This window comes from Ruminococcus bicirculans (ex Wegman et al. 2014), from assembly GCF_000723465.1.
Taxonomy (GTDB): Bacteria; Bacillota; Clostridia; order Oscillospirales; family Ruminococcaceae; genus Hominimerdicola; species Hominimerdicola aceti.
Genome location: NZ_HF545616.1, coordinates 746,300 through 762,716, shown reverse-complemented (window position 1 = coordinate 762,716; position 16,417 = coordinate 746,300). Strand labels below are relative to the sequence as shown.

14 protein-coding genes are annotated in these 16,417 nt (G+C 44.6%); 10 read left to right on the top strand and 4 right to left on the bottom strand.

The genetic code is table 11. The features are described from left to right. Positions 1–7: 7 nt before the first annotated feature. The 4 genes from RBI_RS03380 (at position 8) to RBI_RS03365 (ending at position 3,572) form a co-directional block, all read left to right on the top strand. Entirely contained in the window at positions 8–781 is a 774-nt protein-coding gene (locus RBI_RS03380; protein ID WP_038671067.1) for a dihydroorotate dehydrogenase electron transfer subunit, read from the top strand. Next, positions 774–1,685, top strand: coding sequence for a dihydroorotate dehydrogenase (locus tag RBI_RS03375; protein ID WP_038671065.1), 912 nt, complete (start codon positions 774–776; stop codon positions 1,683–1,685). The genes RBI_RS03380 and RBI_RS03375 overlap by 8 nt, the downstream gene beginning before the upstream one ends. A gap of 145 nt (positions 1,686–1,830) precedes the next feature. Continuing rightward, the gene (locus RBI_RS03370) at positions 1,831–2,352 is read left to right on the top strand and encodes a DUF4358 domain-containing protein (RefSeq protein WP_022286642.1); all 522 of its coding nucleotides are present in this window, start codon (positions 1,831–1,833) and stop codon (positions 2,350–2,352) included. Positions 2,353–2,369: 17 nt separating this feature from the next. Beyond that, entirely contained in the window at positions 2,370–3,572 is a 1,203-nt protein-coding gene (locus RBI_RS03365) for a transglutaminase domain-containing protein (protein ID WP_038671062.1), read from the top strand. A gap of 201 nt (positions 3,573–3,773) precedes the next feature. On the opposite strand, the gene cysK is transcribed toward RBI_RS03365, so the two are convergent. Continuing rightward, entirely contained in the window at positions 3,774–4,706 is a 933-nt protein-coding gene (gene cysK, locus RBI_RS03360; RefSeq protein ID WP_038671060.1) for a cysteine synthase A, read from the bottom strand. Between the two features lie 164 nt (positions 4,707–4,870). Further along, complete coding sequence (locus tag RBI_RS03355; RefSeq protein WP_038671058.1) at positions 4,871–5,584, bottom strand: acyl-[acyl-carrier-protein] thioesterase; 714 nt, start codon at positions 5,582–5,584, stop codon at positions 4,871–4,873. A gap of 172 nt (positions 5,585–5,756) precedes the next feature. Between RBI_RS03355 and RBI_RS03350 the strand changes: the two genes are divergently transcribed. Then, complete coding sequence (locus RBI_RS03350) at positions 5,757–6,878, top strand: metallophosphoesterase (protein ID WP_038671057.1); 1,122 nt, start codon at positions 5,757–5,759, stop codon at positions 6,876–6,878. Between the two features lie 47 nt (positions 6,879–6,925). On the opposite strand, the gene RBI_RS03345 is transcribed toward RBI_RS03350, so the two are convergent. Both RBI_RS03345 and RBI_RS03340 read right to left on the bottom strand, forming a co-directional pair. Further along, positions 6,926–7,255 (bottom strand): branched-chain amino acid transporter permease, encoded by a 330-nt coding sequence (locus tag RBI_RS03345; protein ID WP_038671055.1) that lies wholly within the window; start codon positions 7,253–7,255, stop codon positions 6,926–6,928. Further along, positions 7,252–7,986, bottom strand: coding sequence for an AzlC family ABC transporter permease (locus RBI_RS03340; protein WP_178086258.1), 735 nt, complete (start codon positions 7,984–7,986; stop codon positions 7,252–7,254). The genes RBI_RS03345 and RBI_RS03340 overlap by 4 nt, the downstream gene beginning before the upstream one ends. A 150-nt stretch (positions 7,987–8,136) precedes the next feature. Here RBI_RS03340 and RBI_RS03335 point away from each other — a divergent pair, with 150 nt between their 5' ends. The 5 genes from RBI_RS03335 (at position 8,137) to RBI_RS03315 (ending at position 16,390) form a co-directional block, all read left to right on the top strand. Then, positions 8,137–8,955 carry an AraC family transcriptional regulator gene (locus tag RBI_RS03335; RefSeq protein ID WP_038671053.1) on the top strand — a complete coding sequence of 273 codons (819 nt, stop codon included), beginning with the start codon at positions 8,137–8,139 and terminating at the stop codon, positions 8,953–8,955. A gap of 160 nt (positions 8,956–9,115) precedes the next feature. Then, on the top strand, positions 9,116–11,800 hold the full coding sequence (locus tag RBI_RS03330; protein ID WP_038671051.1) for a glycosyl hydrolase family 59: 2,685 nt from the start codon (positions 9,116–9,118) through the stop codon (positions 11,798–11,800). Continuing rightward, the gene (locus RBI_RS03325) at positions 11,793–13,145 is read left to right on the top strand and encodes an MATE family efflux transporter (RefSeq protein WP_038671049.1); all 1,353 of its coding nucleotides are present in this window, start codon (positions 11,793–11,795) and stop codon (positions 13,143–13,145) included. The genes RBI_RS03330 and RBI_RS03325 overlap by 8 nt, the downstream gene beginning before the upstream one ends. 140 nt (positions 13,146–13,285) lie before the next feature. Then, entirely contained in the window at positions 13,286–14,287 is a 1,002-nt protein-coding gene (locus RBI_RS03320; protein ID WP_038671047.1) for a LacI family DNA-binding transcriptional regulator, read from the top strand. Between the two features lie 165 nt (positions 14,288–14,452). Continuing rightward, on the top strand, positions 14,453–16,390 hold the full coding sequence (locus tag RBI_RS03315; RefSeq protein WP_038671045.1) for a PTS beta-glucoside transporter subunit IIBCA: 1,938 nt from the start codon (positions 14,453–14,455) through the stop codon (positions 16,388–16,390). Positions 16,391–16,417: the final 27 nt, after the last annotated feature.

The following is a 16,417-nucleotide window of genomic DNA, read 5'->3' as shown; positions in this document are numbered from 1 at the left end:
ATTTTTAATGTACAAGCAGGGTAAATACCCAATAGTTTCAAAAAAGACCCTTGCAAAAGGAATTTTTGACATTGAGATATACTGTCCGCACATTGCAAAGGCGGCAAAGGCAGGACAGTTTGCACAGGTGCAGGCAGAGGGCTTTTTCCTCCGCAGACCTATCTCTATTTGCGATATCAACAAGGACAAGGGTACTATCCGCCTTGTTTTTGAGGTAAGAGGTCACGGCACTGACAAGATAAGCGAGCTTAACAAGGGCGACCTTGTTGACATTATCGCACCGTTGGGTAACGGCTTCAAGGTGCTTGAAAAGGGCAAAAAAGCTGTCTGTATCGGCGGTGGCATAGGCACACCTCCAATGGTGGGCATTGCAAAGGAATACGGCGAGAACGCCACTGTTATAAGCGGTTTCAGAAACGCTGCGGCTGTTATTTTGCAGGAGGACTTCAAGGCTATGGGCTGTGACGTTCAGCTTTGCACTGACGACGGCTCGGCAGGAAGAAAGGGCTTTGTTACTGACGCACTTCTTGACGTGCTTAAAAGCGAAAAGCCTGATATCGTTTATGCCTGCGGTCCAATGATAATGCTGAAAAATATCACAAAAATATGTGAGGAAAACGGCATTTACTGTCAGGTATCTCTTGAGCAGAGAATGGCTTGCGGCGTGGGTGCGTGTCTTGTATGCGTATGCCGCACTGTCAAGGACGGTCAGGAGTTCAATTCTCACGTTTGCAAGGACGGTCCTGTATTCGACAGCGAGGAGGTAGTGTTTGATGAATAGGATAAATGTGAATTTCTGCGGAGTTGAGTTCAAAAACCCTGTTATCCCTGCAAGCGGCACGTTCGGCTACGGCAGAGAGTACGAGCAGTTCTATCCCCTTTCAAAGCTTGGCGGAATATCCGTAAAGGGCACTACGCTTCACCGCCGTGAGGGCAACCCCGGTCCGAGAGTTGCGGAAACTCCAAGCGGTATGCTCAATTCTGTTGGACTTCAAAACGGCGGCGTTGACAAGTTCATAAACTATGAGCTTCCAAACCTTGTAACAAAGGACACAAGGATAATAGCCAACATAGCAGGCTCAACTATTGAGGAATGTGCAGAGCTTGCAGAAAAGCTCAACGGCACGGCTGTTGACATGATAGAGCTTAACATATCCTGCCCGAACGTAAAACAGGGCGGAGCGGCTTTCGGCACTGACTGCAACGTTGCAGGTGCGGTCACAAAGGCTGTTAAGGACGTTACAGAAAAGCCTCTTATGGTAAAGCTTTCACCGAACGTTACAAGCATTGTGGACATTGCAAAGTCTGTTGAAGCAAACGGTGCTGATGCTGTTTCCCTTATAAACACGCTTCTCGGTATGCGTATAGACATAAAGACACGCCGTCCTATACTGAAAAACAACGTGGGCGGACTTTCTGGTCCTGCGGTGTTCCCTGTTGCCGTAAGAATGGTATGGCAGGTGGCAAACGCTGTTAAAATACCTGTTATGGGCATGGGCGGTATCGCTACATGGGAGGACGCCATTGAAATGATGATGGCAGGCGCAGGTGCTGTTCAGGTAGGTGCGGCAATATTTGCTGACCCTTATGCACCTGTGAAGATAGCCGAGGGTATGCAGAAATTCTGCGAAGACAACGGTATAAACAACATCTCTGAGATAGTCGGCACTGTTAAGCCTTGGTAATAACATAGTAAAATATCCGTCTTTTTACAGGACGGATATTTTTATGGTATTTTTTCTTATGAATTTCTTAAATTCATTGAAAACAGCTTGCAAAAGTGCTATAATTTAAGTCGTCAGGAAAGGCTGACAGAGAAAGGGGAAAGATATGTTTCTTAGAGTACTTTGCGTGATAACATCTGCACTTACAGTTCTTACCACGCTTTCAATGACATCATGCGGAGCAGACAACACCATTTCGTCTGAGGCCTCCGAAAGTGCTGTTACATCTACGGCAGACAGCGGTAAAACTGCAAAGGATATCCTTTCGGCAATAGAGGGCGACCACATGGACGCTTCGACTTTTTACGGTGAGGACAGCTTCACAAAGAATACCGAAAAGCTTTATGGTATAGAAGCTGACAAGCTCAGCGACGGAGGAATACTTTACTCCTCTGACGGCAATTATGCTGACGAGATATCAATGCTCAAAATGGCTGACGGAAGCAGTGCAAAAAGCCAGCTTGCAGACAGGCTGAGCTACAGACTTAATCAATATGAAAACTACAAGCCTGAAGAAACAAAGAAAATACAGGCGGCAAAGATATTTCAGGCTGGAGATTACTGGGTGCTTGTTATCTCTGACAATGCTGACGAGATATCTGACGAGATAACAGACATGATAAATTAAAAAACGGAGGAAAGAAAATGACAACTGCGAAAAAAATACTTACCTTCGCACTTTGTCTGACCTGCCTTACAGCGGGTATCACAGGCTGTGCAAAAGATAAAAGCAGTTCTGATACTAAAATTGCTAAAAGCACATCATCACAAACAGAAAGCAGCGACAGCGAGAAGATAAAAGAGCTTAACGACAAGCTTGAAAAGCTGGAAAACACGCTTTCTAACATTCTGGGGGAGGATATATTTGATCCCGCAGACGGTGACGGCAACGTAAACGGTGAGATACACCCTATCTATGATGATACGGCAGTGGTTGAAGCTTACAAGTCGGGTGATGATTCAAAGCTCACTGACGATAAGGACAAATACATACTCAAAGAGCTAAAAAAGGCTGTGGGCGAGATAATCAAAGACGGCATGAGCGAATATGACAAGGAAAAGGCTGTTTATGATTATGTGTTCTCTCAGACGCACTTTAATGACGATTCTCTTGTGGCGATATCTGATGAAAGTGAAGATGACGAGTCATACAATCCTTACGGATTTTTCCATGACCACTCTACTATCTGTGTGGGAAACGCAACAACAATAAAGCTGTTTTTTGATGTTCTAGGCATCGACAGCAAGATAATACACTCAACAGAAAACGGCGAACACGCTTGGAACGTTGTGAAGATAGATGGCAAATGGTATCACCTTGATGTGACATTTGACGGTGGCAACGAAGCTCCTGACTACGCATATTTCAACGTACCTGACACTGCAAAGGACGACGGCTCTTATCCTTGGAACAAAGAGGACTTCCCTGAATGCAATTCAACTGACGATTGCTACATATGCAAGAATGCCAAGAAGCTTGACAGCGTTTATGATATACCTGAGCGCATAAAGAAAGCAATGTCAGATAAGGGAAAAACTATATATATGTCACTGGACGTGCCGGAGGGAGCAGGCAGCACTGCTGTTGCGGAGCAGGTCACAAACATAATATCAAACTTTTACATTGACGATTACAACGTCTCTTCCACACCTGTTATTGACGCAGAGGACAAGGTTTGCTTCGGAATTTCTTTAAACTCGGCAGATGGTGACGATTCGGATAATTCTTATGACACAGACAATGCACTCGGCATTGATTACGACAAGCTTTCAAAGGCTTTCTCAGATGCTCTCGGAATAGATTATGAGTATGAGCCTGATTATTCTGATAATAACATAATGGGTTAAAGCTTATAAGGGGATTATTTAAGGCAATACCGCACAATCTTTTTGCGGTGTTGCCTTAATAAAAGCCGCAGGGCATACAGCGTAAAAACTGTATACCCTGCGGCTTTTTATATCGGATTTGATCGAAGAAAGCTTGTTCATTGGGTCACACGTCAGCTTGCCTGACTGTCTGCCCTTTTCCGATTTTGTATGTTTGAGAAATTAGCTCTCGAAAAGTGCTGTTGAAAGATATCTCTCACCTGTATCAGGGAGAAGTGCAACGATAGTCTTGCCCTTGTTCTCAGGTCTCTTTGAAAGTATCTCAGCGGCTTTAAGTGCTGCGCCTGATGAAATACCAACAAGGATACCCTCTGTTTTAGCGAACTTGTTGCCTGTCTTGAAAGCGTCCTCATTCTCGATAGGGAGGATCTCGTCATAAACCTTTGTATCGAGGACATCAGGAACGAAGCCTGCGCCGATACCCTGAATTTTGTGTGGACCTGATTTGCCCTGTGAAAGAACAGGTGAAGTTGCAGGCTCAACTGCTACTATCTTAACGTCAGGGTTCTTTGATTTGAGATACTGACCAACACCTGTTACTGTTCCGCCTGTGCCAACGCCTGCGATAAAGATGTCTACCTTTCCGTCTGTGTCTTCCCAGATCTCAGGACCTGTTGTTGCAAAGTGAGCGGCTGGGTTTGCTGGGTTTACGAACTGACCGAGGATAACTGAGTTCTCGATCTCGCCCTTAAGCTCGTCAGCCTTCTTGATAGCACCTGTCATGCCCTTTGCGCCTTCTGTGAGAACTATCTGTGCGCCATATGCCTTAAGAAGATTTCTTCTTTCGATACTCATTGTTTCAGGCATTGTAAGAATTACCTTGTAGCCCTTTGATACGCCCACAGCCGCAAGACCGATACCTGTGTTTCCTGATGTAGGCTCTATAATAGTTGCGCCTTTTTTGAGAACGCCCTTCTTCTCAGCTTCCTCGATCATTGCAAGTGCAACTCTGTCCTTAACGCTTCCTGCCGGGTTGAAATATTCAAGCTTTGCAAGGATAGTTGCGTCAGCCTCTACTGCCTTTTCAAAATTAACTGCTTCGATTATTGGAGTTTTTCCGATAAGCTCCGAAACGCCCTTATAGATCTTTGACATTTTAATCTACCTCCGATATGAAAATTATTTTATGCGGTTTTCTGTACCGCTTATGTTTGCTATGGTTATACTATATCACTTTATTCCTACTATGTCAATAGGATTAATATGCTTTCTGCGTTTTATACAACAAAGTCAGTTTATTGCAAGCTTCAATTTGTGCATTATGACCTATAATCATACTCGGTAATGCAATATGGCTTATTATTTTCATCACAAAGCTCCACAAATTTTCTGCCCTCATCGGTATAAACAAGAGCCTTTATGGCTTTACCACGCTTCAAGGGATTTTTATATTCCACACGGATACGCTTCACAGCAGACTCGTTTTCCACAAACTCGTCTGTTATGTCAAGATATCTCGCATTATTGACGTGTTCGTTCATGTCGATATAGCATTTCAGCACCGGGATATCCTCATATACCTGTGGCTCAGTATCAGGTAGGGCTATCTTTCTTGGAAGATACTCCATATCAAGCTTTGGATAGAGCTTCACCCTATCAACAAGCTCTTGTGGAGCTTTTATAGGCCGCTGAGAGGTCTTGTCCATGAAAGCGCCAGAAGCTATAGACTTCACGCAGATATCACCGTTTTCGTCATATATAACTGTGTTTCTGTAGCCATACATTCTTTTTAGCTCATATGTCCATGTTTTGACGGTGAGCTTTTCGTTTTGCTCAGGTCTGCGGACTATATCAAGCTGTCTTGACACAAGAAACATCACGCAGTTTTCTTTCTCAAAAAAAGGCGACATAACAGGGTGAGTGTCAAGGTGGATAACAGAGCAATCCTGCAAAAGGTCAACAAGGCAACTATTTCTTATTATGCCATGCGAACCTATCTGGCTGCAATTTACAGTGCGTTTCATTTCATACATATTGCTTTCCTCCATTCTGCTATATAATAATTATACAACTTATTGTCGCTTTTTTCAACAGCACATAGGTACAAATGTTAACAGAGGTAAAGAAATGTTAAAAAAAACTTGTTGAAATTAGTCCGCTTTGCTACTTATAATGATATTACAACAATTTTACAGGAGGCAAAATATGTTTTTATGGTTAATTATAGCTATTCTTGTGGCGGTCTGCTCTGTGGCTGGCTTTATTTATCTCACAAGAAGAATATCAGCTTTTGGCTTTATAAAAAAGCTTTCAAAGGATAAAAAGGTACTTAAATACGCCATAAGTGCAGGTCTTATAGTGCTCACAGGCGGCATAATATGGCTTATATGGGACTGGATAAATGCGATAATCTGTTTGCTGCATCTTGTTATATTCTGGCTTTTGTGCGACTTGTTTGTGTTCATTGGAAAGAAGATATCAAAGAAACAGGCAAGCAAATGCCTTGCAGGCTTTATCGCCGTGCCGCTGACGATGGTTTATCTTGCGGTGGGCTGGTATCTTTGCAATAATGTATGGGAAACTGACTACACACTGAAAACTGATAAGAAGTCAGGTGACATAAGGATAGTTCAATTTGCAGACTCTCACGTTGGCACAACGTTCCATGGGGACGGCTTCGCAAAGTACATGGAAGAGATACAGAAGCTTGACCCCGATGTGGTGCTTATAACAGGCGACTTTGTTGATGATGACACATCAAAAGAGGACATGATACAGTGCTGTGAAGCTCTTGGCAAGCTGAAAACAAACTACGGCGTTTATTTCTCATTTGGCAACCATGACAAGGGATACTATGACCCTTCGTATCGTGGCTACAGCGGTGACGATCTTATTGCGGAGCTTGAAAAGAACAATGTCAACGTATTACAGGACGACACCGTGCTTATCGACGATCGTTTCTACATAATAGGCAGACAGGACAGGTCTGAGGAAATGGAAAAGGGCGGTCACAGAGCATCTATGGAAGAGCTCACAAAGGATCTTGACAGCTCGAAGTTCACAGTTGTAATGGATCACCAGCCTTGTGATTATGACGCTCAGGCGGCGTCAAAGGTAGACCTTGTTTTGTCAGGTCACACACACGGCGGTCAGCTCATACCAATAAACTTCCTTGGCACTCTCATCGGCGGCAATGACCGCACATACGGCTATGAAAAGCGTGAGGACACCAACTTTATCGTGACATCAGGCATTTCAGACTGGGCGATAAAATTCAAAACAGGCTGCAAGTCTGAATATGTTGTTATCGATGTTTCGGAGAATTAAATAGCAGGGCAAAGCAAAAGGGTCAGCGAAAATGCTGACCCTTTGTTTTATTTGAACACAAGCTGTACCAAAAGCATATAGCACACTGTTCCGCTTGCAATAGACAAAAGCATTTGTCTTTTCCACAAATGCACTGTCACTGTCACGCCTATGGCGATAAGTTCAGGCAAGCCGTAACTGTAATGCAGAGGTGTTACGTTTCTAAGGCAATATACCACGAGCATACTGAATATTGCGCTTGGAAGCACCTTGCCCAAATACTGCACATAGCGTGGTGTTGGGCGTTTGCCGTTGAAAATAAGAAACGGGAGTGCTCTTGTGAGAACAGTGCCTAAAACGCACATTCCTATAGTGATGACCTGCTGAGTTATCGTCACTTTGCGTCACCTGCTTTCTCAGGGTTTTCTATAGGCTTGCGAAAAGCCGTGAGCAGAACGAGAATACATATCATTGTGGGTATCATGAAATCGTCTGTACCAAATAGTATAAGGCAGACAACGCTTGATATCAAGCCTATCCATGCACTCATATGGTGTTTTTCTTTGAGCCACTGGTCAAGAAATATCACAACGAACAAAGCCGTCATTGCGAAGTCAAGTCCTTTGGTATCAAAGCTTATAAGATCACCCATAAGACCGCCGATAGTTGCACCGCTCACCCAATATATCTGATTGAGTAGCGTAACAAAAAAGTAAAACCAACCTCTGTCAACGTCCTTGGGGATCTCTGCTGAGTAGTTTATGCTGAAAGTTTCGTCGCACATTCCATAGATAAGATAATATTTTTTCCAGCCAAGCCCTTTGAACTTATCCAGCATTGAAATGCCATAGAACAAGTGCCTAGCTTGTATCATTATCGCCATTATCAAGGTCTGCACAGGCGCAAAGGGTGAAAGAAGCATACTTACTGTGATAAATTCAAGGCTTCCGCCATATATCGTCATGCTCATTATGAGGGGGTAGACAAAGCTGAATCCTGATGCGTTAGCATAAATGCCATAGGCAATGCCTAAAAACCAAAAACCTGCGAATATCGGTATTGTATAAGGAAAAGCCCATTTCAGGGCTTTGAATGCTTTTCTATCGTGATTTTTTTCCAAAATGTTCATCTGCCTTTCGGGCGTTCGCTGTGTCGAAAAACGCTGTGTATAAAAGTTTAGCACAATGTTTACCTGTAGTCAAGCACCGAACCATTGACAAATTGCACTTGTGGATATATAATTTACCATGAAACTACACTTTGAAAAGGAGGTGTGGCAGTGACAAAGGTCATATATCCTGTTATCGGCAGGCAGACTTCCCTGCCCTTTTATCTCACCGGAATAGGCATTTCCGACCCTGAATATCATGTCACAAGGGACAAAGGGCTTGTTTCACATCAACTTCTTTTTACCTCAGGTGGCGAGGGCAGGCTAATTGTCGGGGGAGAAGAATTTGTGCAGACTAAAGGCTCGGCATTTTATCTGCCCCCTAGCGTTCCGCATGAATATTATCCCTCAAATGGAAATTGGATAACAAACTGGATAGTTTTCCGTGGTGAATTTGCGGGGCAAATGCTTGCAAACCTTGGCTTTGACAGCTTTAGATTCTCCCCTGAGATAAACACCCAAAAACCCGCTCAGCTTTTTGAGCGAATTTTTGTTGCCGCTGCCGACCCTGTGAATTGTGGCGAAAAAACTTCCGCACTTGTGTATGAATATATCCTCGCCATGAGGACTGCAATGCTTTTCCCTGACAGCCGAAACAACGTGGGAAGCATTACAAGGCAGGCGCTTTTGTATATTGACAGCCGATACATGGAGGATATCACCGCAGAAACACTTGCAGGACTTTCGGGAGTGTCAGTACAACATTTCTGCCGTGTTTTTAAAGCAGAAACTTCAATGCGTCCCCTTGAATATATTGCAAAACGACGTATCTCTCAGGCAAAATCTCTGCTTCTTAACACCGACTCTGACATAGGCGACATAGGCAAGCAGGTGGGCTATGAGGACAGAAACTATTTCAGCATCGTTTTTAAAAAGCTGGAGGGCGTTTCGCCAAGAGAATACCGTCGTTCAAGAGGAACAGGTTTGTAATAATATTTTAAGCTTTATTAGAATTTTCTTAGCATATTTCAAAGTAAAATGTTCGTATCTTAATAATATGCAAAATATTTCAGATTGACCATACACTCCTTTAAGCTTATAATTGTCATAAGAAAGCAAGAAGCCATGCTTTATGCAAGGAGGATAACTTATGACGATACTAAAAAGGGGCGCGTCAATGGTGTCAGCATTGGTCATGATGATATCTGGCGCAGGCGCTTACAATTGCAGTGCGGAGGGAACAACGGTGAACGATAGCAATACAAATAATACAAGAGAGATAGTTATTGACGGAACTACGGCTCAGCTCAAAGAAAATATGCGCTACAGAGGGGCAGGCATGGTGAGCGCAAACAACTCATCAAGGCTTCTGCTAGATTACAAGGCTGAACACCCTGATGTATATGAGCAGATAATGGAGTATATGTTTGGCAAAGAGGGCATCGGCATTACTCACCTTAAGTTGGAAATGGGTGCGGATATAAACTCATCATCAGGCACAGAACCGTCTGTAATGAGAACAGAGGACGAAAAGGCTGACGTAACAAGAGGTGCGGCATACCAGCTTGCCGCTGACGCAAAGAAGATAAATCCTGACCTCACCTTGGATATGCTATGGTGGAGTGAACCAAAGTGGGTATCTGACGCTTCCGATGTTTATGCTGCAAGATACAAATGGTATAAAAACACCCTTGACGCCGCTTATGAAACATATGGACTTGAATTTGACTATGTAAGTGCTGTGCAGAATGAGCGTGGAGCTGACCCTGAATGGGTGAAATATCTTTCCTCTCATCTCAAAAGTGAAAAAGGCACCCCTTATGACTACTCAAAGATAAAGATAGTCGGTGGTGAAGAGGTCTGCACATGGGGCTTTGCTGACAGAATGTATGAGGACAGCGAACTTATGAACGTTGTTGACGTGGTGGGAAGCCATTACACAAGCGAGTCCACCGAGAACGCACAGAAGCTTGCATATGAAGAAAACAAAGAGCTTTGGTTCAGCGAAGCAAGCTCGCCAATGGCATATGCGCAGGGTACATACAGATATGACGGCTCAGGTCTGGCAGGCATAAACGGCACCCTTGATATTGCAAACAGAATAATCGGAATGTATCCCAACGGCAAAATGACACTTTATGAGTATCAGCCTGTTGTATCGGCATACTATGACGGCGCTTGCTACTGTCAGAAACAGCTTATCTCAGCCTGCGACCCTTGGAGCGGTTATTATATGCTTGACAGCGGATTTTATATGTCTCTGCACTTTTCACAGTTCATTGAAAAAGGCTGGGCGTTCGTTGACAGCGGCTGCTACAGCGACGGCAAAAAAGGCGGTGACGGCCACGCTATCGTCGACGCAGTTTACAGCTATATGACCGCCACAGACACAGAAACAGGCGATTACAGCACTGTTATCACAAACACTACCAGCGGGCCTATACAGTATGACCTCAAGGTATCAGGACTTGACAAGGCGTCAAGCAACGTGAGCGTATGGGAAACAAGAGGTCCTGACAGCATTGACGGCAGCTATGACGAGAATTATTTCAAGAAAACTGAGGATATAACCCCTACAGAGAACGGCGGAGCTTATACATACGCTGTGACAGTGAAGCCAAATTCTATTGTGACAATTTCTACTGTTACACCTAAGCGCACAGAATACAAAAACGCTGACGAGAGCGAACGCACTGTTTTGAAGCTTCCATATTCGGACGATTTTGAGTATGCAGGCTATCCTGAGAATTATCTTTCATCAAGGGGCAATGCGCCAAGATACACAACAGATCAGGGCGGTGCTTTCGAGGTGGAAAAGACCGACAAGGGCAATATGCTAGTTCAGCAGATAACGGCTGACATGAAAGCCAACGAGTGGGGCTACACCCCCGAACCTGTGACTACATTCGGTGATGACAGGTGGTATAACTACTCTGTGAACGTTGACGCTGCTTTTGCGACTTCGCAGGACGCAGGATCAAACTATGTGGGCGTTGGTCTGAGATACACGCTTGGCTGCAATTCATACAGTGGCTATTGGATAAAGCTTTATGAGAACGGAAGCTGGGAGCTTAAAGCAAATGACGGCACTCTTAGCAGTGGAAGCATAGACGGCTTTGACGGCACAGCTTCTCACAAGCTTAAAGTTGAGGCTGTAAACAACGTTATCCGTGGATATATTGACGGAAACATGGTGGCTGAATACACTGTGAACGAGGGTGAATCACTTATCGGCGCAGGCAGAGCGTCACTTTTCAGCTCATACAACAAAAACAGCTTTGACAACTTCTCTGCTGAACCTGTGGAGGGCAGTGACACATATGTAACTCGCTTTGACGAAACAGACTCTTGCTTCACTTTTGAGGGCAACTGGGAACACAACCTTATGAGCAGCTTCAAAAACTACAAACGAACCATATCAGATGGCACAGAGGGCGACTCTTTCACAGTAAACTTTGAGGGAACAGGCTTTGCGCTTTCAGGTGAAACAGGAGAAAACGCTATACTCGGGGTATCAATAGACGGAGGTGATGAACAGCTCGTGACAGTTTCAAGGACAGGTCAGCGTGAGATATCATGCCATTTTGAAGGCTTGTCTGAGGGCGCTCACACCGCAAAGGTAACCATAAAATCAGGCAAATATACAATTGACGCTATGCAGGTAACAGGCGGAAAGATACCATTCGAGAAGAAAAAGCCTGCGAAGTCTGAAAGCACTAAGTCAGGCAAAAGCAAGCTTCCTATAGCTGTTGGGGCAGGCATTTGCGCTGCTGCGGCAGTTGGTGCAGTGATATACGGCATAGCGAGAAAGAAGCGTAAGGAAAATAATGACTAAAATAAGCAGAACAACAGACATGACACAAGGCAGTGAAATGCGGCACATAATAATGTTTTCACTGCCCTTGCTTGCAGGAAATCTTTTGCAGCAGACATACAATATAGTGGACACTATGGTGGTGGGGCGTTATCTGGGCGATGACGCCCTTGCCGCTGTTGGTGCTACAGGCTCTATCACTTATCTTTTTTACACCCTTTGCATAGGTCTTTCGGTGGGTGCAGGAATAATTGTCGCACAGTATTTCGGTGCAGGCAAGAAAAAAGCCCTGCGGTCGGCAGTGTTCAATTCGGCACTTGTCACGGCTATATTCGGCGTTGTAATAAGCCTTTTATCCGTGCCTGCCGCAAAACCTATACTGGAGCTTTTGAAAGTTCCCGACAAGCTCATCGGAGATTCTGCGGCGTATATGCAGATAGCCTGCGGCGGAACGATAGCGGTGGCTGCATACAACTGGATAAACGCCATAATGAGGGCTTTGGGCGACTCAAAAACACCGCTGATATTCTTGGGTGCAGCAAGCTTGCTAAACGCCCTCCTTGACCTGCTTTTTGTGGTGGTATTCAAATTCGGAATAGCAGGTGCGGCATGGGCAACAGTGCTTACGCAGGCACTTTCTGCCATTTCTTGTATTGTGTACTGCTTTGCAGTGAGCGGAGAGATAAAGCTCACCGCCGACGATATGCACGCCGACAAGGACATGATGTGCCGCTGTGTGAAAACAGGCGTGCCTATCGCCATACAAAACGGGCTTATCTCGGTATCAATGGTGGCTCTCCAGCGTGTGACAAACGGCTTTGGCGAAACGGTCATGGCGGCATACACAGTTTCAATGCGTATCGAACAGTTCGTTCAACAGCCCTTTTCTTCACTTAATGCGGCGGTTTCAACATTCACAGGACAGAATATCGGCGCAGGAAAAGAAAAACGTGCACAGAAAGGTCTTGCTTGTGCAATAAAGATATCGGTGATATTCTCGGCAGTGGTGCTTGTACTGTTCACACTGTTCGGTGGAGCGATAACATCTTGGTTTGTCAAGGGCAAGACTGTTATAAGCATATCGGCAAAAGCGCTTATCATAACCTCACTTTTCTACTGGTCGCTGGGTATTATCCACACCACAAGGGGCTTTTTGAACGGCGCAGGCGATACAAACTATGCCCTTGCAAACGGCATGGCGGAGGTAATATGCAGGATAGGTCTTTCACTTATCCTCACAAGGATAGCTTTCATAGGCTACTGGGGCATATGGTACACCACCGCTGCAACATGGTTTGTAACCGCTATGGTGAGCCTTATAAGATACAAGGGTGGAAAATGGAGGCTTCATGCCATAGTGAAATAGATTTTCATAACTGCTGTACCGATTTGGTGCGGCAGTTTTTTAAGTTGAAACAGTTTCACATTATATATGAAATATTCATATGAAACCATATTGAAAATTCACAGTGCAGTGGTATAATATAATAAAAGGAGTGACGAGGAATGAACATTACCGAATTTGCAAAAGCCGCAGGAGTATCAAAATCTGCTGTGAGCAGATATTTCAACGACGGCTATGTGAGCGAAGAAAAGCGCAGGCTTATTGAAGCCGCCATAGAAGCCACAGGCTATGCCCCAAGCGTTCAGGCGCAGAACGTGAGAACAAGGGTGACAAAGCTTGTGGGAGTTATTATACCGAAGCTTTCAAGCGAGAGCTGTGCAAGAGAGGTGGAGGGAATAAGTCAGGTACTCAGTGAGCAGGGCTATCAGCTTTTGCTTGTGAACTCTGCCAACGACCCAAAGAAAGAAGTGGAATATCTGGAGCTTTTCCGAAGCAATCGTGTTGACGGAGTTATCTTTTTGGCTTCTGTTTTCACTCCGCTCCATGACGCTGTGCTGAAAAAAATGCGTGTGCCGGTGGTAATTGTGGGACAGGAATACAAGGGTGCAAACTGCGTTTGTCATGACGATTACAAAGCCGCCTATACCGCAGAGAAGCTTATGCTTGACAAAGGCTGCAAAAAGCCCGCTTTTATCGGTGTTACCGAGCAGGACAAGGCGGCAGGTCAGGCAAGAAAAGACGGGTTTCTCCACGCCCTTTCTGATAACGGCATCAACATTGAAAAGTCTGATATGCAGACGGCTGAATTTAAAATGGACTCAGGCTACAAAAGGGCTTTGATATTACTGAGAAGCGGCAGAAAATACGACCACATTTTCTGTGCCACCGACAATCTTGCCGCAGGCGCGCTCCTTGCCTGCCGTGAGCAGGGATTGAAAGTACCAGAGGATATAATGATAGCAGGTATTGGCGACTCTCAGCTTTGTAATGTCACGTCCACTCCCCTGACCTCTGTGCATTTTCATTATCGCACCGCAGGCATAGAAGCGGCACAAATGCTGCTCAATTCACTTAAGCGAGAAAGCTCTATACCAAGGACACTGACGCTCGATTTTGAGCTGGAAGAGCGTGAGTCTACAGAGAAAAAATGTGAAACTGTGTGAAACCTTGTAATACCTCCTTGTAAGTTTATATTATTTGTCAATAGACAAATGCACTGTCATGGGTTATAATATAGTTAATGAAATCGGTATCACATAAATAATGAAACTGATAAAATAACATAGTTCGGACAAAATAATAAAAAAGCAAGCAAAGGACGGGATATTATGGATCACAGAAGTTCAGCTCGTGAGATACTTTCTGCTATAGGCGGAAAGGAAAATCTGGTCAGTGCCGCACACTGTGCCACAAGATTAAGACTTATAATCGCAGACAACTCAAAGATACAAAAGGATACCCTGGAGAACATTGATGTTGTAAAGGGCGTTTTTGAAGCTTCAGGACAGCTTCAGATCATCATAGGCACCGGAACGGTAAACAAGGTCTATGACGAATTTATCGCAGAGGCAGGCGTGGAAGCCTCTTCAAAGGACGAAGTCAAGGCTCAGGTGGCTCAGAAGCAGAACTGGTTCAAAAGGCTTATCAAAACTCTCGGTGACGTATTCGTACCTATAATCCCTGCTATCGTTGCAGGCGGTCTTATCATGGGAATAATGGAAGCCTTGAATTTCATGGCTTCAAACGGCTTTATCTCCCTTGACACAAATGGATATGTTTTCACAATATTCAAACTGCTTTCAAATGCAGCGTTCACATTCCTGCCGATACTTATTGGCTATTCTGCAACTAAGGTGTTCGGTGGCAACCCTTATCTTGGTGCGGTAATAGGAATGTTCCTTATCCACCCTGACCTGCAAAACGCTTGGACAGTTTCCACAAACGGTTATGAGCAGACGTTCTCCATATTTGGTCTGTTCAACGTTCACATGGTAGGTTATCAGGGTCATGTAATTCCTATCATAATCGCTTCATTCATTCTTGCGAACATCGAGAAAAAGCTTCACAAGAAAGTGCCTGACATTGTCGACCTTTTCGTTACACCTCTTGTGAGCCTTACAGTAACAGCTTTTCTCGTTTACACCTTTATCGGTCCTGTATTCGTTGCCCTTGAAAATGGCATTATCACAGGCGTTCAGAAGCTTATCACTATCCCATTCGGCATTGGTTCGTTCATAATGGGCGGTTTCTATTCAACAACAGTTGTTGGCGGTATACACCATATGTACACTGTTATCGACATTGGTCAGCTTGCTAAATATGGTGCGACATATTGGCTGCCTCTGGCATCTGCCGCAAATATGGCTCAGGGAGCTGCCTGCCTTGCAGTGGCAGTAAAAAGCAAGAACAATAAGATAAGATCAATGGCTTATCCCTCTGCTCTGTCTTGTATGCTTGGCATCACAGAGCCTGCAATATTCGGTGTAAACCTTAGATTTGTAAAGCCTTTCATATTCGGCTCTATCGGCGGTGCTTGCGGAGCAATGGTCGCTTCTATCCTCCACCTTGGCGCAACTGCAACAGGTGTAACAGGAATATTTGCAATACTTCTTACACTCAACCACCCAGTGAAGTATATAATCTCAATGGCTGTAGCAATGGGCGTTGCATTCACTCTTACTTGGCTTTTCGGCACCAATAACGAGCAGATAAGAAACGAGAACAAGACTTCCGAAAACAAGACAGAAAAGGCTGAACAGCCTGCACAGACTATCGAAACAAAGGCTGAAAATGCAGACGTAGCAGATGACGGCATTATCACAGCTCCGCTTAGCGGCAAGGCTGTAAAGCTTGAAAACGTTCCTGACCAGACCTTTGCACAGGGCATACTTGGTCTTGGTGCGGCAATAGAACCTACTGAGGGCAAGGTCGTTGCACCTGACGACGGCAAGGTCGAAACGCTTTTTGACACTTTCCATGCAGTTGGTTTGACGCTTGACAACGGCAAGGAGCTTCTTATCCACGTTGGAATAAACACTGTTGAGCTTAAAGGCGAGGGCTTCAAGGCTTACGTTTCTGAGGGCGACAGAGTAACAAAGGGACAGACGCTTATCACTTTCGATATGGACTTTATAAAGAGCAAGGGCTATCAGACTATCACACCTGTTCTTGTGGGCAATTCAGACGAATTTGCCTCCGTTGAGGAGCTTGCAGAAGAAGGCACAGAAGTGACTATAGGAGATAAGCTAATAAAGGTAAACGCATAAAGTACAGACAAACCGTCAATAATTATA